16 protein-coding genes are annotated in these 24,464 nt (G+C 47.9%); 7 read left to right on the forward strand and 9 right to left on the reverse strand.

Annotation, left to right across the window (positions count from 1 at the left end):
• Positions 1-131: 131 nt before the first annotated feature.
• The 3 genes from foxA to OGY72_RS00820 all read right to left on the reverse strand — a co-directional run bounded on the left by foxA (position 132) and on the right by OGY72_RS00820 (position 4,375).
• Entirely contained in the window at positions 132-2,240 is a 2,109-nt protein-coding gene (gene foxA / locus OGY72_RS00810) for a ferrioxamine B receptor FoxA (RefSeq protein ID WP_286546117.1), read from the reverse strand.
• 121 nt (positions 2,241-2,361) lie between these two features.
• A complete protein-coding gene (locus tag OGY72_RS00815; protein ID WP_286546119.1) occupies positions 2,362-3,345 on the reverse strand; it encodes a helix-turn-helix transcriptional regulator in 984 nt (327 codons plus the stop codon).
• Positions 3,346-3,469: 124 nt separating this feature from the next.
• Positions 3,470-4,375, reverse strand: coding sequence for a LysR substrate-binding domain-containing protein (locus OGY72_RS00820; protein ID WP_286546122.1), 906 nt, complete (start codon positions 4,373-4,375; stop codon positions 3,470-3,472).
• A 109-nt stretch (positions 4,376-4,484) separates the two neighbouring features.
• Here OGY72_RS00820 and OGY72_RS00825 point away from each other — a divergent pair, with 109 nt between their 5' ends.
• Complete coding sequence (locus OGY72_RS00825; RefSeq protein ID WP_063941265.1) at positions 4,485-5,114, forward strand: LysE family translocator; 630 nt, start codon at positions 4,485-4,487, stop codon at positions 5,112-5,114.
• Positions 5,115-5,215: 101 nt separating this feature from the next.
• Here the strand turns inward: OGY72_RS00825 and OGY72_RS00830 are convergent, their stop codons facing one another.
• From OGY72_RS00830 to pepT, 4 genes are all read right to left on the reverse strand, one after another.
• Positions 5,216-5,452, reverse strand: coding sequence for a hypothetical protein (locus OGY72_RS00830; RefSeq protein ID WP_003830891.1), 237 nt, complete (start codon positions 5,450-5,452; stop codon positions 5,216-5,218).
• Positions 5,453-5,550: 98 nt separating this feature from the next.
• Positions 5,551-6,180 carry a DUF2913 family protein gene (locus OGY72_RS00835; protein WP_286546126.1) on the reverse strand — a complete coding sequence of 210 codons (630 nt, stop codon included), beginning with the start codon at positions 6,178-6,180 and terminating at the stop codon, positions 5,551-5,553.
• Positions 6,181-6,502: 322 nt separating this feature from the next.
• Positions 6,503-7,864, reverse strand: a complete 1,362-nt coding sequence (gene dcuC / locus OGY72_RS00840) for a C4-dicarboxylate transporter DcuC (RefSeq protein WP_003830889.1) — start codon at positions 7,862-7,864, stop codon at positions 6,503-6,505.
• The gene (pepT, locus tag OGY72_RS00845; protein WP_008783847.1) at positions 7,861-9,117 is read right to left on the reverse strand and encodes a peptidase T; all 1,257 of its coding nucleotides are present in this window, start codon (positions 9,115-9,117) and stop codon (positions 7,861-7,863) included. Before pepT ends, dcuC begins: the two co-directional genes overlap by 4 nt.
• Before the next feature lie 1,321 nt (positions 9,118-10,438).
• Between pepT and OGY72_RS00850 the strand changes: the two genes are divergently transcribed.
• Together OGY72_RS00850 and OGY72_RS00855 are read left to right on the forward strand one after the other, a co-directional pair.
• The gene (locus tag OGY72_RS00850; RefSeq protein WP_003021255.1) at positions 10,439-10,696 is read left to right on the forward strand and encodes a YjhX family toxin; all 258 of its coding nucleotides are present in this window, start codon (positions 10,439-10,441) and stop codon (positions 10,694-10,696) included.
• A gap of 12 nt (positions 10,697-10,708) precedes the next feature.
• Positions 10,709-11,455 (forward strand): SAM-dependent methyltransferase, encoded by a 747-nt coding sequence (locus OGY72_RS00855; protein ID WP_286546130.1) that lies wholly within the window; start codon positions 10,709-10,711, stop codon positions 11,453-11,455.
• A 56-nt stretch (positions 11,456-11,511) separates the two neighbouring features.
• Here OGY72_RS00855 and OGY72_RS00860 read toward each other — a convergent pair whose 3' ends face one another.
• Entirely contained in the window at positions 11,512-12,075 is a 564-nt protein-coding gene (locus OGY72_RS00860; protein WP_003830885.1) for a DJ-1/PfpI family protein, read from the reverse strand.
• A gap of 403 nt (positions 12,076-12,478) precedes the next feature.
• Between OGY72_RS00860 and OGY72_RS00865 the strand changes: the two genes are divergently transcribed.
• From OGY72_RS00865 to OGY72_RS00880, 4 genes are all read left to right on the forward strand, one after another.
• Positions 12,479-13,591: an agmatine deiminase family protein gene (locus OGY72_RS00865; protein WP_286546133.1), complete on the forward strand. Its 1,113-nt coding sequence runs from the start codon at positions 12,479-12,481 to the stop codon at positions 13,589-13,591.
• A 504-nt stretch (positions 13,592-14,095) separates the two neighbouring features.
• Positions 14,096-16,318 carry an EAL domain-containing protein gene (locus OGY72_RS00870; protein ID WP_174785069.1) on the forward strand — a complete coding sequence of 741 codons (2,223 nt, stop codon included), beginning with the start codon at positions 14,096-14,098 and terminating at the stop codon, positions 16,316-16,318.
• 521 nt (positions 16,319-16,839) lie between these two features.
• A complete protein-coding gene (locus tag OGY72_RS00875; protein ID WP_232794624.1) occupies positions 16,840-18,429 on the forward strand; it encodes a hypothetical protein in 1,590 nt (529 codons plus the stop codon).
• 6 nt (positions 18,430-18,435) lie between these two features.
• Entirely contained in the window at positions 18,436-22,764 is a 4,329-nt protein-coding gene (locus tag OGY72_RS00880) for an AAA family ATPase (RefSeq protein WP_286546145.1), read from the forward strand.
• A gap of 161 nt (positions 22,765-22,925) precedes the next feature.
• On the opposite strand, the gene OGY72_RS00885 is transcribed toward OGY72_RS00880, so the two are convergent.
• Positions 22,926-24,314: an APC family permease gene (locus OGY72_RS00885; protein ID WP_286546147.1), complete on the reverse strand. Its 1,389-nt coding sequence runs from the start codon at positions 24,312-24,314 to the stop codon at positions 22,926-22,928.
• Positions 24,315-24,464 lie beyond the last annotated feature (150 nt).

The following is a 24,464-nucleotide window of genomic DNA, read 5'->3' on the forward strand; positions in this document are numbered from 1 at the left end:
AGATTTGTCTGCAGAACGGTTTTACACAATAACCGCAATCCACTATGCCTGTTGCGCTGCGCTTATCAGGCCTACGATTTGCACGCTGCCGTAGGCCGGATAAGGCGCCAGCGCCGCATCCGGTTAAAACATCAGAATTTCCACGAAACGCTGCCGACAATACTGCGCTCGGCGCCGAAGTAGCAGTATGAGAGCGAGTTACAGGCCGCAACGTAGCGCTTGTCGGTCAGGTTGTTAACGTTCAACTGCGCGCTCAACCCTTTAATGCCGATATTCGTTAAGTCGTAACCAATCACCATATCCACCAGCGTGTAGGACGGCAGGGTGTGAGTATTCAGGCGATCGCTGGTAATACCGTTAACGTAGCGCACGCCTGAACCCAACGTCAGACCGTCCAGCGGACCGCTTTTCACATCGTAGCTCAGCCAGGTACTGGCCTGATTACGCGGGGCGTACACTGCGCGCTTGCCCTGCTCTTCCGGGCTGCTTTTCTTATAGCGAATGTCGGTATAGGTATACGCCGCCTGCAAACGGAAGCTATCCGTCAGTTGGCTAATTGCCTCCAGCTCCACCCCTTCAGATTCAATTTCCCCAATCGAGCGGTACGGATCGGTCGGCTCTTCTTTGGTGGCGATATTCGTCTGATTGATACGGAATACCGATGCGCTGAACTGGCTGTTGAGTCCTTCCGGCTCATATTTCAGCCCGGCTTCCCACTGCTTGCCTTTCATCGGATCCAGCAGATTGCCGTTCTCATCGGCAAAGCTGGTTGGCGTAAAGGCAGTGGAATAACTCACGTACGGCGCAAAGCCGTTATCGAATAAATAGAGCAACGCGGCGCGGGTGCTGAAGTTGTTTTTATCCAGATCGCTGCGAGTATCGTTGATCTTATCAATGTTAGAAACGCTGACCTGATCGTAGCGACCACCGAGCGTAAAACGCCAGCGATCCCATGACATCTGATCCTGCAAATAGTAACCCGTCTGTCGCAGCTTGTGTTTCTCACGCGCATACATGTCGATGTAATCAGGCTTCGCGCCGTACACCGGGTTAAAGGCGTCAATCGGCGGGAAAGCGCCGTAGTAACCGGTAGTATTGTTGCTGCGATCCTGATAGTCGATCCCCACCAGCAGACGGTGGTTAATCTGCCAGGTATCAAAGCTGCCGTCGAGCTGGTTATCCAGCGTAATCGCCGACATTTTTTCATCGGAGCCGGAGTAGCCGCGATTAAGCTCGGTTTCATTCAGCCAGCCCGCCGCATACACCTGGTTCAGCTCAACGTCGGTATGCAGATAGCGCAGCTTTTGCCGCACCGACCAACCGCTATCAAACATATGCTCAATGTTGTAGCCCACCATGTTTTCACGGCGATCGTATTTATCATAATCATCCTCGCCTTCGTAAAAGGTGTTGGAGATTTTCTGCCCGTAATGCGGAACCACGGTGCCGTCATACGGCAGACCGGAGTGGCTACCGCCTTCCGGGTCACGGTGCAGATAGGCCATCAGATCCAGACGCGTCTGGTCGGTGATGCGCCAGGTCAGGCTGGGCATCAGTGCGTAACGCTCTTCCTTCAATGGACCAAACTGCGAGTCCGCGTAACGCGTCATCCCGCTCAGTCGCGCCGCCACGCGATCGTTATCATCCAGTGCCCCGGTAACGTCAAACGCCGCGCCGCGCTGGTTATTGTTGCTAGCAAACAGCTTCACTTCGCCGCCCGCATCAAACGACGGCTTACGTGAGGTCAACGCCACAATACCGCCCGGAGAGGAACGACCATACAGTACGGAAGCCGGGCCACGTACGACTTCGATATCTTCGAGGAACCACGGATCGACCACCAGCGAGCTGTGTGAGTTGGTGTCGCCCATCATCTTCAGACCATCGAGATAGACGTTATCCAGGCTACCGTCAGAAAAGCCACGTAGCACGATGTAGTCAAAGCGATTGGAGGCGCCAATCTGATTGCTGTACACCCCCGGCGTATAGCTGACGGCCTGGCGCACGCTGGTTGCGCCCTGCTCTTCAAACTGCTCACGGGTAACGATCGATACCGACTGCGGCGTTTCAATATCCGGCGTGGCAAGCTTCGTGGCCCCGCTCTGCATCTGCGAGGTGACAACCACCGTATCGTTTTTTGTTGTTTCCTGCGCCAGCAGAGGAAAAGCCACACTGCCGGTCACCCATCCCACCAGCAGCGCCAAGCGAGTCTTCGCGAACATGAATATCTCCAAAGGCATGTCTAATTGTAAGTGAGAATTATTACCTTTTTGCTGACGGAGATAGCTATGCCGAATGCCAGGTTGCCTATGCGCAGTGCCAAATTGTCAGGAAATCACGTGCGTAAAACGCAAATATGGATTAGCAAAGTTTGAGCAAATCGCCGGGCGAAAAGCCGTAACGGCGACGAAAAGCGGTAGAAAAGTTGGTGGCGTGCTGATAACCCGACATCCAGGCCGCCTGTTGTACGCTATATCCTTCCAGTAGATAGCCGCGCGCACGTTCCAGACGGCAATCGCGCAGGTAGTCGAATACCGAACAGCCATAGGCTGCGCGAAACTTACTGCGTAGGCTACTGGGACTCATCGCTGCGCGTTGGGCCAGGTCATTAAGGGTGTAGTCATTTTCGGGACTCTGCTCCAGCAGTCGGCGAACGACCTCCAGCCGCTGCTGCTCCCCGCTCGCCGCAAGACGTTTACCGCTCTCGACCTGACACACGCTGAGGCCATGACCGAACAGTTGTAATATCAGCCCTTCCAGCATCAGCTGACGAGAAACATGGCTAATCGTGCTCTGCTGCACGTACTGCAGTCCGCTGAGTAAAAACCCCGGCACCTGCCAGATAAGCGTTGGCGTCTGGCATCTTTCCCACTCACGCATCAACGATTCGAGCAACCCCGTGCGACACGCGCCGTCGGGATACAAACCAAGCGATAATGTCCGCAGTTTACAATCAGCATGATGACGGGCACGCATCGTCTGGTGCTCACTCAGGCGTGAGCTAAACGCCATGCCGGAGCGCACCACGTGCTCCTGTCCGTTAAGCGTCAGGATCACGCAGCCTTCCAGTACCACCAGCATATACAGAGGGCTGTCGTGACGAGAGGTGGTTTCGTAGGGTTGCAATACCTGTACGTCGGAGTGCGTCACGCACATCCCACATGGGAGAGTCATCTCCTCAATTTCACCTTGCAGAACAGGGCTGCCAGACGGTAAATCCGGCCTTTGTGCCAACTGGGGAAAACGGTAATCGATCCCGTAGCGCTCACCAAAATCCATAAACTCGCTGACGGAGAAAGTGCGAGCGACGCGTCCGGAGGCATTCAGGGCGGTGGTATTGTTCATGCTGTCTTCTGCACAGGAAATGGGATTAACGGTTTATAACTGAAGCAACATTACCATTACCTGCGCATCACGACAATAATAATGAGAACTATTATCAATATGGATAATTAGCAGAATAAACAGATTAATCCAGCCAGTTTAGATCTGTCGATGAGACACACGGCGCAGCCTCTTTTAACCAGCGATACAGCAGCTCAATATTTCTAAGCCGTGTTGAAGTCTTTGGCCAGACAAGGTAATAGCCCTCGCCAGTCGCTACCGCATCTTTAAACGGTAACGCCAACATCCCTGCCTGAATGACCGCCAGGCTTAACAGCAGGTCGGCAACGGACACGCCATGACCGCTCATCGCGGCAAGACTGCCCTGCTCCAGGGTGTCGAACACTTTGCCTCGCGCAAGATTCAACGCCGGAAACTTCCCGGTGCGTTGCAGCCACCGACGCCAGTCACGGCGATCCGCTGAGGGATGAATCAGTTCACAGGCAGAAAGATCGCACTGCGCCTGCACCAGCAGTGCGGTTGAGCACACCGGGATAAGCCACTCCTGAAACAGCAACCGGCTGTCGGTATCGTCACCAAAATGGCCATTCCCTAACAGGATCGCACAGTCATACGGTTCACGACCGAAGGATACCGAATCGGTATCCATCCAGACGCTGGAAATTTCGACAACCGGGGTCGGATGCGCTTCACGGAAATGACGCAGCACGTCCAGAAGCCAACGCATCGTCAACGTAGACGGCGCTTTCAGCCGTAGCTCATGACTGCTGCTGCGAAAGGCATGACACGCGTGTTCCAGACTCTGAAACCCAGCCGTCAACTGCTGCGCCAGCCCTTGGCCAGAAGGCGTTATCTCGATACGCGGGCCGCTGCGGACAAATAGCTCACAACCAAACCATGCCTCCAGCGTGCGAATATGACGGCTTACCGCGCCCGGCGTCACGTTAAGTTGAATAGCGGCTTTACTGAACGATCCCAGACGGGCTGCGGCTTCAAAAGCCCTCAGGGCATACAACGGAGGTAGCGTCATTCTCAGCTTCTATGTTGAGTTTTACTCACAGTAGAGCGCAGTTTTATTCGTTTTTCAATGCGCCACGCAGGCGGAATACTGATGGAAAATATCATCAGGATAATCAGGTATGAATTTCACTTTACTGGCTGCCTATAGCCTCAGCGTAGTAACCCTGCTGTTAACTCCGGGTCCTGTCGTGGCGCTGATTACCACCACCGCGTCGCAGCACGGCTATCGCCGGGCCTTTCTCACGCTGATTGGCACTAACGGCGCTTCTTTAGTATTGATTGCTCTGGCTGCACTGATGTTAGCTGGTGTGGTTTCAATCTCTGCGATATGGCTTGGCGTACTGGGTCTTGTGGGATCGTTGTATATCGGTGTGATGGCGATTAACGGCCTGCGGGCCAGGGACTCAAACCCCGGACTGTGTGCGCCAAAACGCGATAACAGCGGGCTTATCCATGGATTTCTGACAGGGGTCGCTAACCCAAAGGACATTTTGTTTTTCGTAGCGTTTTTTCCCCAGTTCATTGCCATTACGCAAGATTTCACCACCAGCATTCTGACGCTAACGCTGGTGTGGGTTATTTTTGATGTTACGGTGCTGTCTTTTTACATCATAGTTTTCAAACGCTGGATGCCAGAGCGGTTTGCCAGACGCAGCGTTTTTATCTCCTCCCTGTTTCTGCTCGCGGTGGCAGTGTTTGGCATTATTTATAATGTACACGCGCTACAAATGCTCTCACCCGCGATGTGATCCCCAACGAATTGTTCAGCCAGACATCTCATCTTGCACCGGGAGGAATAAAATAAGAACAAATCGACATTAACATTATTAATGGATTTATAAACCAGGATTCAGAAAATATAGACGATAACATTTTCCCGGCGTTCAACTGGCACCCTCACCCATGACAATGCATCAACGGCGACAGGTGCCATTTCATTTTCTAAGCGAAGTAGAGGTGTGTTGCCATCTGGCACAACCGTGCTTTCACCGATCTCAAGAACGCCCCGAAAAGAAATGGACACATTGTCTGGCGTATCCGACAACCTTATCCATTCGGTTGTAATCACTAACTTTCGAGTAAACATTCGCTGTCCTTTGCGTGTGGTATATATCCGATAATTTCACAGGTAGATCAATACACTCTTTGAACAAACAGAAATTTGTCCCCCATATCAGTTAAGCATTACTTAACAGAAAGAAAATTGAAGTAATAAAACTCATTCGAAATATGTTTCACAAATTCAACCGGCAGGTTATGTTTGATGAACGTTAACTTTGCAAACTCAGTATCGCCGTACACTCGAATACAGAAAGGTTTGACTATCTCGCCCTGCACGCCAAAGCACTCCTGAAGCCGGGTGTCATCCATAAAAATAAAGTCACCTTTTCTGACCTTAATACTTTCATGAAGGCTTTGCCACTTCTCCGGAGTGAGCAGAAAGCTCTCCCATCCATTATTTCTCAACACTTCAATCGTGTGAGTAAATTTAAAATAGTCGTTTTGCATTGTCACATCACCACTCGATGTGGCGTACAAATATTCTATTTTAAATTTAAGTTGTGCATTGAGGCTTTTTTTCTTCCCCTCATCAATTAACCACTGAAGCTCACTGACAATGCTCTTCGAAAAGATTTTTCTTTTTTTGGCAATAGCCAGCCAATGCATAATGAATAGATGCTCTGACATTTTAGAGTAGATTTTATGATCCTTTATTGCAATACCAATTGCGACTAACGCACTCCAGGTAAAGGCTTCAAGATCATCCTGATAATGATGTCGTAACGTACTAACTCTTCCAGAATCCCTTACCACTTAAACCTGCCCAAATAAATCATCATTGTTATTCCACGTCATTCTTGTATTACTCTATTAAAAAATTACTACAACTAAAATCGCCAAAATATGATCCAGATTAACTTATCCCTATGTAATAAACGTGCAAATATAATACATCATACTTATTAATCATTAATCCGGGGTAGCTCAACAATGACTAATAAGAATAATGCGATAAAGATAAAGGTTAATAATAATCACCAGTAATCAATATCACCTTCTGTGATGAGATCTGTAAACAGAAAAAGCAAACTACCGGGCATTCAGCAAGCCGGAAGTTTGCTTATTACAGACGAAGTTAATAGAAAATACCGATGATCAGGGTATGCGTTACAAAGCCCACAATCAACGGTACGGCGGTACGTTTAACCACATCAAATGGCGTTATTTTCGCCCCACTGGAAACGGCAATCACCACGCCGGAAACCGGTGAAATTGCCCGCCCCATATGTGATGCCTGCTGCATCGGCAGGATCATGGCAACAGCGTTAGCGCCCATACTTGCCGCGATTTGCGGGATCAGCTCAACGAAAGCAAGGAATGGCGCATTACCCGATCCCATAATAATTGCTGCCGCCAGTGTCACCAGCGCAAATACCACCGCCATAGCAAATGGAGGTAATCCCACGTGCTCCGCCATCAGGATTAATTGATCAATGGCACCAATAACTTTAATCCCGTGAGCAAAAACACCTGCCGCAACCAGTAGCCCAACCACCCCGGTAAAGGCGGTGCCCATGCCTTTAAGGAAATGGCTGAATCCTTCGCATACTGACTTTAAATCACGCACCCGCAGCCACTCAATCAACATGCAGACAGCCATCGAAATGAGCACAATGGTGATAATATTCAAGTTAATACCACTGACGAACATTTCCGATGATCCCACCGCCATCAGTATCGGAAGCATCGGGAGAAGCGCATAAAAAGCCGGGGCTTTTCCTGAATCAGTCACCTCAGCGCTACCGATTTCCCGTGGAAGCGTCCCCGCTTTACGGTCGCAATGCCGCTGCCAGAAGAAATGGCAGACGCCGACGACCAGCACGGTTGCCAGAGCTGCGGGTCCCTGGTGGTAAACAACGTATTCCACCACATCCATATTGACCGCTTTAGATCCCCTGATAGCATCGATGGCCGTCGGGGTATACGCCACACCAAGCGAGGTGGCAATAACCCCAGCAGCCGAGGCCGCAGAAAGCCCTAACCCCAGCATAATGGGGAACATCGTCCCCATCAGCAATACGGCAAGCCCGGTAGCGGATGGAATAGCCAACTGCAGGAGGCTGGCGAGCAGATAGGAGAAAAATAGAAGCACATAGGGCGAACGCAGCGCGCGCAAAGGTTTCGTCACGACCCGCACAACCGCTTCATTTGCCCCGATATGATCCATGTAATGCGCAAATCCCATAAGCGCCATAATCATCAGGCCGAGATCGGCAGCACGCGTACTAAAGAGATCGCGCATCACCTCGAAAGGATCGAGAAATGAAATCCCCGTACTGGCGACGCCCTTCGGTAATACAGAACCCCATCCGGTTAACGCCGTACAAATCATCAACACCAGGCCCGCAATGAACAGCACGGGTTCAGCGCGATAACCTTTCAGTATCAGACGCGCGACCACCACGATAACCAGTAGGGCAATTAACACCTGAATCATGACTGAGCTCTCCTCTGCGCGAACTCAGCAAAGGTTTCCTCAATGACCGCTACCACCACATCGCTGGCGGCTCGCAGTGAACGCACCGGTAGATATTCATAAATTGAATGAAAGTTATGAGCACCGGTAAAAATATTCGGGCAAGGCAGTCCTTTCTGCGATAGCACTGCGCCATCATACCCACCACGCATGGCGACAGGTTGCGGGGTAATGCCACACTTCTGATACGCGCGTAACGCAATATCAATCGGGTAGTGTGCATCGCCCTGCAAGCTATTGAACACATTGGCATAGCGATCGGTTAAATGACAGACCACGCTGTTTTCTCCCCACAGCGCGCAGGTGCTGACGGCAAGCTGGCGGATATATGCCATACGCGCCTTATACCCTTCTTCGGTAAAATCCCGGATATCCAGCTTAAGTACCGTACGGGCGCTGTTACCCTGAAGCTGTTTTACCCAGTAATACCCTTCGCGTCCTTCCGTATACTCAGGCGCCTCTCCTCCGGGCAGCATCGCAATAAACTTATGCGCCATCAGCAGAGAGTTCTTCAGCTTACCTTTGGCCGACATAGGGTGCGCGGACTGGCCGGTAAAGATGATTTCCGCATCACCCGCGTTCCAGTTCTCATAGACAAACTCTCCAATGCCGCAGCAGTCCAGGGTATAGCCAAAATCAGCGCCAAACGCAGCAACATCAAACGCTTTTGCTCCCCGTAATCCCTGCTCTTCATCAGGAACAAAACCGACCTTCACCGGCCCATGCTTAATCTCCGGATGCGCGACAAGGTACTCCAGAGCATTCATAATCGCGGCGATGGCGGCTTTATCATCAGCCCCTAGCAGACTGGTACCATCCGTCACCAGCAGGTCATCGCCGACATAATTTTTCAGTTCCGGAAATTCACTTTCACGCAGATAAATATTCAGCTCTTGATTCAGACACAAATCCCCACCGCTGTAGTGAAGACGTTGCGCATTTGTGTCCGCGGTCTGTTCCGCGCTGGTATCCAGATGACCAAAAAAGGAAACGACAGGGATCGTGTCATCGGTATTTCCAGGTAAGGTCGCGGTCACAATAGCGGTATCCCTGACCTCAATGTTTTCCATTCCTAATGCTTCAAGTTCTACTGCAAGTAGTTTTGCCAGTTCCATTTGACCAGGTGAAGAAGGCATTATCCCATTAGCACCATTTTCCCTTGAGGTCGTGGTATTGATTTTCGTGTAGTTAATAAAGCGTTCAACAATATCCATTCCAGGAGATCCTTTAATGTATCATTTACGAGGTACTGCAAGAGAAGACCTGCATACAGCGTGGGTTGAATAATCTGAGAACAAAATAAAATCAGCGCTCATCCCAGAACGCTGATTTTATGGGTGTTACGACAACGATTTATATAAAGGAAGATAAAAAAGGCCAGTAATTATACCAGTAATTAAAAACTCCATTTGATTGATAAAATCATATTCCCTGTCTGTTTTTACTACATTTTCCATGGTGTTAAGCTAACAGAAGTCATAAACGGCATTCGTATGCCTAAGGGATAATAAAAATCATTTAGATTCTTGCCCCCGACACCGACACAAGACATACCATCGCTATATTTTTTTAATGAACGAATGCTGTAACAGCAACATGCAACCGTTTGCACCTCTCTACAAATAGCCACTTAACGCAATAAAATCCGTGAACAAAATCACAATTACTTCAAAAGCGAGAATTAACATAACGCTTAAAAACAGACAGTTATAAGAAAAACTATATAATACCCCTACAAATAAAGATGAAATCACACTATTCATCATGAAATAGATTCATAGCGATACTATTTCAACATTACCGTATGGTTCACAGAACAAAATCTTTCGTCATCACTAATGCAAAACAACAAGAACAATAATATTAAATTATCTATTTATGACGATTATCAAAATTATACACAGGCAAAAAAAAACCTCTCCCCTGAGAAGAGATTCAGGGCAGAGGTAATACGGGTGTTAAGGACATTTTTATAGTTTTGATGATAACAGAAGAGCTTCTTGCTGGATTGAGTATACACACTTCATGACGTTAAGAAAATTCTTAAAAAAAATTAAAAGAAAACACCATTAAAAATCCTTTTTATAATAAAGACATGTTTATCAAATAAAACAAAATTAGGATAGGGGAAAATTAAACATCACTAATCTATAGTATTACGCAACTGGGACTAACAACACATCATTACGGCCAATACCACTACTGACGATGTCTGAATGTTCAATAAATTTAATATATTCATACACCGTTCAGCTAACGAGAGTTAAAAAATTATAAAATAAGCTAAACGCAATTTTTCGTCATAGATCACATTTTCCCGACAGGACGATTCCCCTACTTGCCCATACTGGTATGATTCAGCAGGTAAATACCTATCAACTCAACCCGAGGCTTTGATGCTGGAGAATGTAATCATCAGATAATCAGCTTACCGACCTTTTCAGGCCGGACTGGTTATCAATGCGCCGAAATCGAATGCGGACACCGCTGTGTGTTTGCACGTTTTGCACATGATGATTAAACAGGTTTTCCAGTATGAATTTATCCCGTCAGGAACAACGTACCTTACACGTTCTCGCCAAAGGTGGCCGTATTGCTCACGTCCGCGATGCATCTGGTCGCGTCACTTCCGTCGAATGCTATAGCCGCGAAGGGTTACTGCTCTGCGACTGCACGCTCGACGTATTCAAAAAACTCAGAACGAAAAAACTGATCAAATCCGTTAATGGTCAGCCCTACCGCATCAATACCACCGGGCTGAACAACGTTCGCGCCCAACTGGATAATCGCTAAGGAGAGAGAGAGATGGATATCCCGAAGATTTTTACGATCAGCGAAAGCGCACATCGCATTCATAATCCGTTCACCGCGCAAAAATATGCGACGTTAGGTCAGGTTTTACGGATGCCCCCAGGAACCCGCATCCTGGATCTCGGCAGCGGCTCGGGCGAGATGTTGTGCACCTGGGCACGCGATCATGGAATTTCCGGCGTTGGTATCGATATGAGCCAGTTATTCAGTGAGCAAGCCACCCTGCGGGCAAGTGAATTGGGCGTCACTGAGCACGTGCGTTTTATTCATGCCGATGCAACAGGTTATATCGCCGAAGAAAAATTCGATATTGCCGCCTGCGTTGGTGCAACCTGGATTGCCGGCGGCGTTGCCGGAACGATCAAACAGCTGGAACAAAGTCTCAAACCAGGCGGGATCCTGCTCATCGGCGAACCGTACTGGCATCAGATGCCCGCAACGGAGGAGATCGCTATGGCTTGCGGCGCGACTTCAGTAGCCGATTTTCTTTCTCTGCCAGAACGCGTTTCGTCTTTCGACCTGCTCGGTTATGACGTGGTGGAAATGGTACTGGCTGACCAGGAAGGTTGGGACAGATACGAGGCGGCAAAATGGTTGACAATGCGCCGGTGGCTGGAGGCAAATCCGGACGATGAGTTTGCCGCCGAAGTCAGAGAGCAACTGAGAAGTTCACCAGTCCGCCACGTTGCATTCACCCGGGAATATATCGGGTGGGGCGTGTTCGCACTCATGCAGAGGTAATAAATGCAGTCGGTATAGCCTGGCAGGTTATACCGACTTTTTCATCGCATCATCGCTTACTTCATTAATACTTCAACAAATTTAGCTAACCATTGCGGATGCGCGGGCCATGCTGGTGCCGTCACCAGATTGCCATCAACGTGGGCCTGATCAATGCCAATATCGGCATAATGTCCACCGCTCAGACGAACCTCGGGCGCACAGGCCGGATAAGCGCTACAGGTCCGGTTTTCTAACACCCCCGCCGCCGCTAACAGTTGGGGCCCATGACAAACTGCGGCGATAGGTTTACCGGCAGTGTTGAAATCTTGCACCAGCTTAATGACATCCGGATTCAGTCGAAGATATTCCGGAGCACGCCCGCCGGGGATCAACAGTGCGTCGTAATCCGCAGCCCGCGCCTCGGCAAAATTCGCATTTAACGTAAAACGATGCCCCGGCTTTTCACTGTATGTCTGCGCCCCATCAAAATCGTGAATGGCGGTTTGAACGTAGTCACCCTGACTTTTATCCGGACAGACGGCATCCACACGATGCCCAAGCATTTGCAAAGCCTGAAAAGGCACCATCGTTTCATAATCTTCGACATAATCTCCGACCAGCATCAGTATCTTCTTCATTCACATCCCCCACTCACGGTTATTAATGATGAAAAATAACGGCCATCTTTACTATAGTCCACACGGTTCATGGCATTAATAAATACAACAGAACAATCGGCCAGATCACAATCCACGGCAAGGCCCGTCAGACGAGGCCTCAGAGCCAACGGCGTGACATATGTTCATGCTGATGAATATAAATTATATATAAATATATAGTTGAGAAATTTTAATAGTAGCCAGTTTCACTCATTATATAAAACTAAGAGATTGCAACGTATATCTCTTATGTTATATTTCGCGTGAAATTTACCCGAGTTCACTTTATTTATTATTCAATATTTAAAATACGCAGAATATTTATTATCTATTATTATTTTAATCACCTGATATCAGGTAAAAATACGCAAAGGTTAATCCTATGATGACAAGACGTTCATTCGTCAGACAAGGCCTGGTGACTTCAACGAGTATGCTACTCGCTGGTATGACGGGCTTCAGCTTTAGCCAATTTGCCCGCGCGACAGAGAACCGCCGCTGGCAAATGCCTGATGAAGGCGCACCGCATGCGGCAACCTGGATGGCGTTTGGTGCCAGTGCGGAGATCTGGGAGCCTCATCTGCTACCGGTGGTGCAGGAAAACCTAGCGTTAGTTGCCAAAACCATCGCCGCATTTGAACCCGTGAATATGTTAGTACGCGAAGAAGACAGCGAACTCGCCGCGCGTCTGTGCGGGCCGTCGGTCAATCTTCTGGTGCACCCAATAGACGATCTATGGATCCGCGACACCGGGCCGGTATTTGTGAAAAGCGCCAGCGGCGCGCTCGGCGGAGTGGGATTTAATTTCAACGGCTGGGGCAATAAGCAAGAGCACGAACGAGATGCCGATGTGGCTGAATTTGTTACTGATTACATTCATGCCGAGTTTATTCGCTCGGCGCTAACACTGGAAGGTGGCGGTATTGAGGTAGATGGTGAAGGCACGGCGATTATTACCGAGAGCTGCGTGCTTAACTCCAACCGTAATCCTAGCGTCAGCAAAGCCGAATGCGAAGAAGAACTTAAGCGACTGCTAGGTCTGGAGAAAATCATCTGGTTGCCGGGTATTGCCGGCAAGGATATTACCGACGGCCATACAGATTTTTACGCCCGATTCACGCATCCGGGTACGGTGGTGGCGGGTCTTGAGCAGGATCCGTCATCCTTTGATTACGCGATCACCCGACGTCATCTGGACATATTACGGGCCGCCACGGATGCCAAAGGCCGACGGTTGGAGGTAGTCACGCTGGAAGGACCTTCTACCATCCGCCAGACTTATGCGAGCGATGATTTCGCCGCGGGGTATATCAATTTTTATCTGTGTAATGATGCCGTCATTGCACCGCAATTTGGCGATAAGCGCACCGATCGTAATACCCATACTATTTTGCAGGATCTGTTTGCCGATCGTGAAATTATTCAGTTGAATATCGACGGTATCGCTGCCGGTGGCGGCGGTATTCACTGCGCGACACAGCAGCAGCCTCGTTAATGATTAATAATTGAGTGTGTTGTGGGAAGGTGGGGAAACTCACTTTCCTGGCAATAAAAAAATGATTCCCTTAGAAAGATGCCTCCGTAGGTTAAATTTTAATAAACAAAGCACCTAATTAACATTTATGAAATAAATACCATTAAAAGATAACACTTTAATAGCTTTCATCGATCTTTCATGGTATTTATGATCTGCTAAACCTATCGATAAAATCTATCAAAAGATTTATATTGATCGTTATTATCGATCGTATATTCTGTCTTAAATAATGACTTCTGACGCAACTTTTATTATCAGTACAGCCACAAAGATTGTTCTCCCCTGCGTTGTGAAACACAGTGAAATTATCGAGGGTTACATTTAAAAAATCCATATAACATATTTTAGAATAGTTTTCAATTAGCGAAAACATCCAAAAATACACATTTCAAACCTCTAGTCTAACCTGTTTTAAGTAGATGACTTAAATCGAGAACGGTGATAACTCACTGAGAATTGCGAATGATGATATTGCTAAGAAAAACGGAAAGTATAAATTTCATTAATACATTTAGAGACTATTTTTGTGTCGGCATCGCGTTTTTTGCATTACAGCTGGTCGCAGGTCATCTCAGTAAGCAAGAGGATGTTGCGGGTATAACACTGCATTTTTACGATCTCACTTTACCTCTCATTTCTGCACTGCTGGTTTTATACCGGCAAAAGGCACTGCCAATTTTGGCTACCTTTTTCTTGTATGCGCTTTACTCTTACTCTTTATCTTCGGTATTCACACTAACGGCTCAGCTACTGGCTGCTCTCATTAGCCAGACACTCTACTTTTTCTCGACAGGCAAACGAGGCGCGGTTAGCTTTGGTCGTAGCCAGCTTACAACCCAGCGTATTGTCTGGCTCGTGTGTTGCAACGCCTTACTATTCATCTCAATTGATCACTGGTTCCAATCGAACACAGCCTCTGCACCGATCGCAAACCTTTTTACACTACAAACATTAATTAACTTACAGTGGCTGATGAACTCTTGCCTGACTGGCATCCCTTTTTGTTATCTGTTGCTTAGAAGCGTTCAAAATCCTGCATGGTGCATTCTATACATTAGACAAGTAAAGGCGCTGATAAAATCCGGCCCTCCTATTCTGTATCAAGTATTATGGCTGGTGCTGTTACTCTGCATTATGTCCGCTTTGATCGTCATCAGAGAAGATATTCTTATATTTACAGACTATTCATTACTGTGGTTACTTCCAGTAATGCTATGGGGAGTGATCTGCATTGGCCATGCTTTGATATCCCCTGTATGGGTAACAATGCTCATCCTGTTGGGATATTATATAAACAGCTATATTCCGCCTGCTAACTATGATAATTATTTACATAGTCTCGTGATTTCCTCCACGATAGTGTTTGTCTTTTCTCTTACGATTGTTGTTACCGGTGTACTTGTGGTTCATAACCGAAAATATCTCCGCCGCCTCAAACAACTTTTTAGATCAGAGCCTAACACTGGACTGCCTAACTTTCAGGCCCTGCAAATGGACATCCGTAAACACGCAACAGGGTGCTTGTGTTACATCCGTTGTACAGAGTTGAATACGCTGGAACAAACTCATGGAATAGAATTCCGTTTTGAATTTGTAAAAGCGCTAAGCGCATATGTACGTAAATTGATTAAGGGTACAGGTGATATTTATTACGCACCAGGTCATGGAATAATTCTTCGCCTTAATGCTGTCCCTGACATTTCTGATCTCTACAAGGACCTAAACTCTTTTCGCTTTATCTGGAAGGACTACCAATTAGGACTATCTTGTGGTGTGGCATATACCACCGAGAAACACCTGATTAAAAATTTATCACAAGCAATTAAGCATCTTAATACCCAAAGCTACATCTCGTTAATGCAGGGGCAACCGTTGTTACTCAGCCCGCAAGTGCCAGGTGATAAAATTGTCAGTCAGGCGGTCATTCGCCATATGTTGCAAAAAGCAATTGATAGAAAGTCGTTTGAGCTTATGGCTCAACCCATAGTATCAACGATGCTGGTTGTTCAGCCGATCGTTTCAACCACGGGACTGACACGTTATCACGAGATACTTATTCGGATAAAAATGGTTGATGGTAAGTTAATCTTTCCAGATACCATCCTCCCGGTTGCTCGCGAGGCAGGATTACTTCCTGCGCTGGATATCACTGTCATAGAGCAAACATTTCGTTTTATACAGTCACGGCAGAAATCTGACCCGAACAGTCATTTCTCCATTAATCTGACACCAGACTCACTTAATAAAATTGATTTTCTTGATAATGTTTTCACATTGTTTAGAAAATACTCAATAGCACCTGAACGTATAATTTTTGAAGTCATTGAGTCAGATATCATTGACAACGCAAATGTCACTGATGTTCTGAGAGCACTACGTAAAGCCGGTTCTAAAATTGCTATTGATGATTTTGGCACAGGAGCATCAAGCTATTCACGACTACGAACGTTAGGCGCAGATATTCTGAAAATTGATGGTTCCTTCATCCGTAACATACTGACCGATGAATTTAGTCGATGCGCTGTCAGATCCTTCTGCGAAGTAGCAAAACTCAAAAACATGGAAGTAGTCGCTGAGTTTGTTGAAAATGAGGAAATTGAAAAGATGCTAATTACGATGGGTATTGGTTGGTTACAGGGATACCATATAGGGAAACCCGTTCCTATTGAGTTGGCTGAATTATAATTCAGTAATTATAATAATAATGATATTCCTACATTGATTCACTTACCGGCTCCCGTGCCGGTTTTTTTATTCCCTTAACGAAAACTGCATATTAATTAAGCAAAACACCATGCAATTTAACGTCATAACATTATGTAGTTGCTACCAATCAGTCTACAGATATTGCCATACAGCCATGAGTTGTAGAGCCTCCCCCCTCCTAAAAATAAGGTTTTTTTTCAGAGATTTTTTGAAATTCATATGGAGATTAACACTCCCCCATATGGAGATATTGTATTGTGCAAAAAAAAACGGCGAGAAGGACTTTCCTGCATGATAGGCTGGTTTAGCCTTAAAAACGCGGTATTTCCCCGAAATTAACTCCTGATGAGAAACTAACCAAGAAGCTTCAAATCGGGTGGCAACCTGAAGATTTTGGCTACCTTAGTCATAGAGTTCATAATCAATATTAGTGATCCCTGCGCTAGTCTGCATTTAGCATTACGGCTAATATCATTTGCGTCAATTATCATAGTCATTTGATGATATATCACACAGCAGATTTAACGGTAAAAATGATGGCACAACAAAATAATAATCTCGCACAGAACATTAACGATGATGAATTTTCCCCCATCACACAGGTAGAATTACAAGTTGTAGAGGAGATTAATGCTCCAGAGCAGACCGCATCCATTATTAGCTCTTTTGTAACCTCCTGCCAGGCTCGCGGCGATCAGCCATTAGGGCAATGGTTGGATGATGAATTTCGTAAATATCCACAGATCTGGAAAAACGAAGAAGAGTTACTAAACACTCGTCGGCAGATAATACGGTCTACGGAAGCCTTTAACCAGTCTCGCGACTCATTACAGCAGCATATGGATAAAGGTCGTAGCCGTGCCTCCTGGTTGGCTGGCGAGATAGAAAAAAATGCAGCAGTTTCCGGTTCGGTACACGTAGGCCAATACGCCAGCCTTATCGATAGCGCCTTGGTAGACGCTAACGAAAATGCGCGCAAAACAATCACCACGCAGGCCGGGAATATCAACCAAAACCCCAATCTAGATGGTCTTGTTGCGGAACAGCATCACGTCGATACATTTAATATTGATGCAACCACCAAAGGCAGTCCGTATCGTGCACGGGTTGTTGGTTCACAGGAGCTAAACTCCGTTGATATTGAGATTGTTGACGGCAACGGCAATGTGGTCTGCAAATATCAGTCGAAATATGGTGCTGACTCAAACGCTACAAATACACAGCTCAATCGGGGCGACTATAACGATCAACAAGCGCTAGTTCCCGAGGGGCAAGGCGCAGATGTGGCCAACAGCACAGAGGTTATTGAAGCTGACGGAGTGTCTTCTAAGCCACTTTCTAAAGAGGAAGCAAAAGAATTACAGAAAAAAGCTCAACAAGATGCCGAAGCACGTCAGTACGACTGGAATGACACTAATCGTATTGATATTGCCAAGCAAATTGGTAAACAGGCTATGCTCGGTGCCTGTATTGCGGTGGGTATGCAGGGAGCCAGAATCCTTGCAAGGCGTGCCTGGAATCGCCTGAACGGTCGTGAAAATCCATCCACCAATGAAGACCTCAACGAGTTTTTCGAAAGCTCGCTGCGTACCGGTACGCAAACAGCTATACAGGTTGCTATTTCCGGAGCGGTCGTAGTCGCTGTCAAGAACGGCTTTCTTGGCGCAGCATTACGCAGTACTCCTGCGGGCCTAATTACCAATATCGTCTGCGTGGGCATACAGAATGCAAAGGTACTTTATAAATTGGGCAAAGGTGAACTGACTGGAGAGGAAGCGCTCGATGCCATCGGTAACACCACTATAACCACGACAATGGCAATTGCTGGTGCAACGGAGGGGGCCACGTTGGGCGCAGCGATTGGTACCGTATTAGGTCCAGTTGGTACCGCCGTTGGAGGGTTTGTTGGCGGTGTCGCAGGTGGTATAGCGGGTGGGCAAATTGGTGAAATCGTCTATAGCGCGGGCAAGGTTGTTGCCAAAACAGCTGCCAAGGTCATTGCCAGTGTTACTGAAAACGCGGGTCGTGCCATTAAGTCCTTTAGCCGGGGTATCAGTAACTTTGCCTCAAACCTTTTCTCATTCTGGTAAATACGGATGAATCTGCTCGAACTTAAGACCAAGATTAAATCCCATATCCTCGCTGGATATCCAGGGCTTTACATCCACTCCGGCGAAGAAAGCCGAGTTGATACTCTATTACAAGAAATAAGTACAGAACTGACACTGTATCCAAAAGAGTGGAATCTTGGATATGGCTGGGTTGATTTCCGTAACAAACAGCCTCGGAACACGCAGAGTCAGGCCACCGAACTTGCAGAAAGTTTACCTTCGCTGCTCGATGACGATTTGGACGGAAAACTCTTCATCATTAAAGATGCCCGCAGTGCACTGGAAAACCAGCCACTCGCCGTTGCACGGTTAAAGCAATTGCTCAACCGCATTCAGCGCCACCACCGGAGCAAAACTGTTGTCGTACTTGTTTCAGAAACTTTGCACATCCCAGTACAAATCGAGTCGCAAATCACCTTGCTCCCCCTGTCACTGCCCCAGGGTGAGGAAATTAACCAGCAGCTCAGCAGTTTTTGCCAGATGCTTGATCTGTTTGTCCCGGAAAATATGCATCAGCGCCTGCATACTGCGTGTTGCGGATTGAACCAGGAAGAGATCCGATCAGTATTAGCACTAGTTCGTCAACAGCATGAACAAATTAATGACGAGGCGTTGGCTCTTATCCAGCATGGGAAAGAGCAGATTATCGCAAAAAGCGGCGTGCTTGAGATGCTGCACGTAATCGAAAATGCAACTGACATCGGCGGTCTTGAGAACCTTAAAACCTGGCTCACTCGCCGCGCCCAGATTTTCCGCCGCCTGAGTGAAGCTCGCGATTCACGCGTACAGGCGCCTAAAGGTGTACTTATCGCCGGTATGCCCGGTTGTGGGAAGTCTCTTGCGGCCAAAGCAGCCTCCGGTTTATTCCAGTTGCCACTCCTACGTCTTGATATCGGCTCATTATTGGGTAAGTACGTCGGAGAAAGTGAACATAATATGCGTCGGGCGCTAACAATGGCAGAATCAATTAGCCCCTGTATTTTGTGGATCGACGAACTGGAAAAAGCCTTTGTCGGCATGAACAGTGGCAGTGGTTCGGAGGTTTCCTCACGACTTTTCGGCTATTTTCTTACCTGGATGCAAGAAAAAACCGGTGCGGTATTTGTCATTGCCACTGCTAACAATATTACCGTGCTCCCTCCAGAGTTGCTGCGTAAAGGGCGATTCGATGAGGTGTTTTACGTCGGATTCCCCAACGGCGTAGAGCGAGCAGCTATTCTGGACATCCATCTGAAAGGTGAGTCGCTTGAACTGACCCAGAATGAACGCAATAAGCTGGTAACACAGTGCCGTGATTATGCAGGTGCAGATATTCAGAATGCTATCAACGAAGCTAGAGAAATAGCATTCCTTGAAAACCGCCAGTTGGAGCTGAAAGATCTGGAAGCAGCTATCCAGCTTACAGTTCCGTTACGTGAGACCCTGCGTGAACAGGTTGCCCAATACGAAGAGCTGTTTGAGAAACTCAAGCTCAAACCAGCTTCCACCAGCGATGGTCTTAGCGTAGCGCAGATGATTCAGATGGCGGATAGTGCAAACTCGTTGCGCCGCGCAGAGGTCGCTAATAGCGAAGATTGTCCGGATGATTTACTGGAAAAACTGGCGGCAGATGCAGACCTGAACGTACGCAAAGCAGTATATCGTAACCCGAACTGTCCTGAGCAGGTACTCACCCAACGTATTAACATTGTTAATGACCAGCCTGAGTTTGAAATCGATCTTTTACATCTGGCCTGTATGCATGCAAATGCACCGCATGATCTGATGGCAACACAATTCGAACGGCTTCAGCTCACTATTCAACATAGACTCCAGCTCGCCAGCAACAGCACAGATAGTACATTGCTTCAACATTTAATGCGTGATCCAGAATTAGACGTTTGCGAGATGCTTATTACCAATAAAAATCTCAGTAAATTAATGCAATTACAACTTGCGAAAGATTCCAGGGTCTCTATTCGTCGACGTCTGGCGCGCAATAGCAATCTTCACCCTGAGGTACAGGAAATACTGGCAAGGGACCGCGATTTTACCGTGCGTGAAGATCTAGCAGATCTTGATGGGCTTAGCGAAACGGTACAACAGATCCTGACGCTGGACAGCGATCAGGACGTGCGTGAAACACTGGCTAAACGCCGCCGTGAAGGATTACTCGCGGAAGCTGTACAACTCGCGTTAGCAAAAGATGAATGTACGGAAGTTAGGGAGTCATTAGCGTCTAACCCCAACCTGACTGCAACCGCACAGATACGGCTGACTCAGGATACGCATGTCTCGGTTCGTCGCAAGCTTGCCGAACACCCCAATCTGTCCAATCCCGCATTAAACTCTTTGCTCCAGGACACAGATGAAGTTCTTAGAGAACTCGCCGGTAGCAAACACTTTGATACCGCCCTTTTGCAAAACAATTTGAGCCAGCATCCGTCAGAAAAAATTCGTATTGCCCTTGCCAGCAATTACGCTCTTCACCCTGAGGTTCAGGAACAACTGACCAAAGACAGTTGCACAGAAGTACGTGAGACATTAGCTGGCAATACTAACATTGCGGACGACACGATCTGTACCTTAATGGATGATAGCGACGATGATGTTCGTGCACGCCTGGTACACTGGCGCAATTCGCTGCCAGAGAAAGCTATACATCATCTCGCGATGGACCAAAACCATCAGGTTCGAAAATCGTTGGCTTACACTGAAAATCTACCGAGTGAAGTACAACAGCGACTAGCCAATGATATCTACGATGTTCAAAAAGAGCTGGCAAGTAACTCCACTATAAGTGCATTAACTCAACAGCAATTGCTGGATAACGGTAACCAGGAAGTGCATTACGCGTTAGCAGGTAATCGCAACCTGACGGGGCCAATCATGGCGCAGCTCGCTGAAATGCATGATAGCGAAATCCGTGCTCAACTGGCCAGAAACAATGCCCTTACCGCTCCCATCATTGGTAAATTAATAAAGGATGAAGAGGAAGTACAACTGGCGCTTGCACTAAATCAGCATCTCAATGAAGAGTACTATACACAGCTTTACGACACGGGCTCAGCTTCGATACATGAGAATCTAGCGGGCAACCCACAAATCGGCGAACCGTTAATGGAACGCATCTATCAAACAGAATTGGCGGTAAACAGTCTGGCCACGGCGATGGAAAACGTACAGTCGATTTTAGCCAGCATGAGGGCAAACTCAGGTTTACCATCAACGAAGAGTGTGTCAAAAATCGCGCTAGCGCTGGCTGGTAATTCCGCTCTATCGGAAACCCTACAGAATAAAATCCTGAATCTGGAGAACTGCAGCGTAGAGATACTCGAAGCGTTGGCCAGTAACCCGGCATTGAGTCGGGATGGGCAAGAAGAGTTGGTTACGCACAAAGAGGCCAATGTGCGTCAGAAACTGGCGGCCAACCAAAATACGAATACTAAGATTCTCCACGAACTGCTCCTTGATGATGAAGACAAGGTTCGCATCGCCCTGTTACGTGATTGGTGGACAGATCGCGAGATCGAATGGCAACTGGCGAACGATAAATCTGTCGAAGTACGCTGCGCAGTTGCGGCCTCACAAAGCCCAGGAAAAGCAGTTCAGGTGAAATTGGCAAACGATAGAGACCAAAGAGTACGTGCCCACCTGATACCAGAGGAGGAAAACTATCTCTTTACACTGAATCCTCTAACACAAACCCTTCTTGCCAGAGATAGCGATCTGTCAATTCGCCAGAAAATGGCCTCTTATCCTAAACTGCATCCGTCGGCACAACTCATACTGGTAGAAGATGATGCCATTTGTGTTAGGGAAGCACTGGCTAAAGGTTCGGAAGGACTTTTCAATTCGCCACTGAGTGAAGAAGTGCAGCATCGGTTGATAAAAGATAACGATTTCAGAATAAGGCTCGCATTGGCGAAAAATAAAAGGTTAACGCCAGAGGTCCAGATATTGTTGGCAAAGGATATAGATAACAGCGTTAAAAGAAAGTTGATTGAAGAATCAGATCGTATGAATCCGCTCTCTCTTCTGGTGCAAGAGCAACTGGCAAATGATCCTGATGTCACGATTCGAAGCGATTTGGCTCGGTGCCTGTTTAGTGGGTTCCTTGCTCCACGAAGCAACCAGAAAATCCGACTGAGACTTGCTAACGATCCAAATGAAGCAGTTCGCGATATTATTATTAAGATGGGGTTATTTGAATTAACCTATTCGAGTGAACAATATAACGATGCCGTTCTGGACGGTTTGTTAGTAAGGGCAAACCACGAGCAAATGGAAATGATCAATCTCATCAGGGAAAAAAATCGACTTGCGGTTCAGTAAACAACACCGCTAAGCAGGTATGCCACGACTCTCCACCGTGGCATACCGTTTTTCATTTGACTAGCCGAAAGCTACGGCCGACTTTCACATCCGATGGTGTAAATCTGGCCCCCTGCTAAATATTAATCGTCATTACCAGATCTCTGCAGATTCCATATCCATCACTCCCATACCCGTTCAGTTTTCGCGGCGTCAAACTGCGGCGGCGGTTTGCGAAAACGTCCGGTCAGCCAGGCAAGATACACCAGCCCGACGCCGGCCCATACCAGCCCCAGCGTCAACGATGTCACCTCAAGATTCACCCACAGTACGGCAACCGTGGCGGCACCGACCATTGGCAATACCAGATAGTGCAGCTTCTCCTGCCAGGTATGCTTGCGTCCTTCACGACGCCAGAAGTGGTTAAACACCGAGAGATTAACAAACGTAAAGGCCACCAGCGCACCAAAGTTAATCAACGCCGTGGCAGTCACCAGGTCAAAAAACAGGGCCGACAGCGCCACAATCCCAACCATGATGACGTTCAACGCGGGAGTACGCCATTTGGGATGGACATAACCAAAGTACTTCTCCGGGAAGACGTTATCGCGGCCCATCACGTACAGCAGACGCGAAACGCTGGCATGCGACGCCAGACCTGAAGCCAGCGTATTCACAAAGGTGGTACACAGGAAAATAGACTGGAACAGCTTGCCGCCGACGTACAGCGCAATCTCCGGCAGCGCCGCATCCGGGTCTTTGAATCGGCTAATGTCCGGGAAAAACAGTTGCATAAAGAACGAGGCGGCAATGAAGATCAGCCCACCGTACAGCGCGGTAAGAAAAATAGCTTTCGGGATGGTGCGCGCAGCATCCGGCGTCTCTTCAGAGAGCGTCGTCACCGCGTCAAAGCCGAGAAACGAGAAGCAGACAATGGTCGCCCCGGTGATAATCGGGATCAAATGCGCATTCTGGCTGATAAACGGTTGCAGCGACCAGACGGTCCCAACCCCTTCCCCTTTGTGCAGCCCCTGCACCACGAGGAAAATGAACACCACGATGATCGCCACCTGCACCAGTACAAACAGCGCATTGAAGTTCGCTACCAGATTAACGCTTTTCAGATTGGCCGCGGTGAGGATCGCGACGAACATTACCACCCAAATCCAAGGCGCAACCCCCGGGAACAGCGCGGAAAGGTAAATTTTCGCCAATAGTACGTTAATCATCGGCAGGAAAAGGTAGTCAAGCAGTGACGACCAGCCAACCATAAACCCGACATGTGGGTTGATCGCTTTTTGTGCATAGGTATAGGCCGAGCCGGCCTGTGGAAACTGGCGCACCAGCTTTCCATAACTGATGGCGGTAAACAAAACGCCCGCCAGGGCCAGCAGGTAGGAAGCCGGAACATGGCCATTGCTGATACCCGAAACAATGCCAAAGGTGTCAAACACCGTCATCGGTGTAAGATAGGCCAGCCCCATCACCACCACCTGCCACAGCTTGAGGGATTTACGCAGCTGTGCTTTGCCCGGCTGAGCAGAGAGATCCGCAGAAGAATTAGTCGACATAGCTTTCCTCCCCGCGACGAGTCCAGATCTGCGTTCGAAACGTGGGTACAGCAGACCTGGGTCGTGTCGGGGAGGAAAGCCATAAGAAAGGCGTCAATGTTGTACGGCACAGATGCGGTCCGTAATTACTGCGGGAGCCATGGATGCTCA

It is taken from the genome of Citrobacter sp. Cpo221 (assembly GCF_030332345.1).
Taxonomy (GTDB): domain Bacteria; phylum Pseudomonadota; class Gammaproteobacteria; order Enterobacterales; family Enterobacteriaceae; genus Citrobacter; species Citrobacter portucalensis.

What these genes read in the sequence shown, in the direction of transcription:
- OGY72_RS00870 (WP_174785069.1), top strand. Translation starts at nt 14,096, where the DNA reads ATGATGATATTGCTAAGAAAAACGGAAAGTATAAATTTCATTAATACA.
- OGY72_RS00855 (WP_286546130.1), top strand. Translation starts at nt 10,709, where the DNA reads ATGGATATCCCGAAGATTTTTACGATCAGCGAAAGCGCACATCGCATT.
- OGY72_RS00860 (WP_003830885.1), bottom strand. Translation starts at nt 12,075, where the DNA reads ATGAAGAAGATACTGATGCTGGTCGGAGATTATGTCGAAGATTATGAA.
- OGY72_RS00825 (WP_063941265.1), top strand. Translation starts at nt 4,485, where the DNA reads ATGAATTTCACTTTACTGGCTGCCTATAGCCTCAGCGTAGTAACCCTG.
- OGY72_RS00820 (WP_286546122.1), bottom strand. Translation starts at nt 4,375, where the DNA reads ATGACGCTACCTCCGTTGTATGCCCTGAGGGCTTTTGAAGCCGCAGCC.
- OGY72_RS00815 (WP_286546119.1), bottom strand. Translation starts at nt 3,345, where the DNA reads ATGAACAATACCACCGCCCTGAATGCCTCCGGACGCGTCGCTCGCACT.
- OGY72_RS00830 (WP_003830891.1), bottom strand. Translation starts at nt 5,452, where the DNA reads ATGTTTACTCGAAAGTTAGTGATTACAACCGAATGGATAAGGTTGTCG.
- OGY72_RS00865 (WP_286546133.1), top strand. Translation starts at nt 12,479, where the DNA reads ATGATGACAAGACGTTCATTCGTCAGACAAGGCCTGGTGACTTCAACG.
- OGY72_RS00850 (WP_003021255.1), top strand. Translation starts at nt 10,439, where the DNA reads ATGAATTTATCCCGTCAGGAACAACGTACCTTACACGTTCTCGCCAAA.
- pepT (WP_008783847.1), bottom strand. Translation starts at nt 9,117, where the DNA reads ATGGATATTGTTGAACGCTTTATTAACTACACGAAAATCAATACCACG.
- OGY72_RS00880 (WP_286546145.1), top strand. Translation starts at nt 18,436, where the DNA reads ATGAATCTGCTCGAACTTAAGACCAAGATTAAATCCCATATCCTCGCT.
- foxA (WP_286546117.1), bottom strand. Translation starts at nt 2,240, where the DNA reads ATGCCTTTGGAGATATTCATGTTCGCGAAGACTCGCTTGGCGCTGCTG.
- OGY72_RS00885 (WP_286546147.1), bottom strand. Translation starts at nt 24,314, where the DNA reads ATGTCGACTAATTCTTCTGCGGATCTCTCTGCTCAGCCGGGCAAAGCA.
- dcuC (WP_003830889.1), bottom strand. Translation starts at nt 7,864, where the DNA reads ATGATTCAGGTGTTAATTGCCCTACTGGTTATCGTGGTGGTCGCGCGT.
- OGY72_RS00875 (WP_232794624.1), top strand. Translation starts at nt 16,840, where the DNA reads ATGATATATCACACAGCAGATTTAACGGTAAAAATGATGGCACAACAA.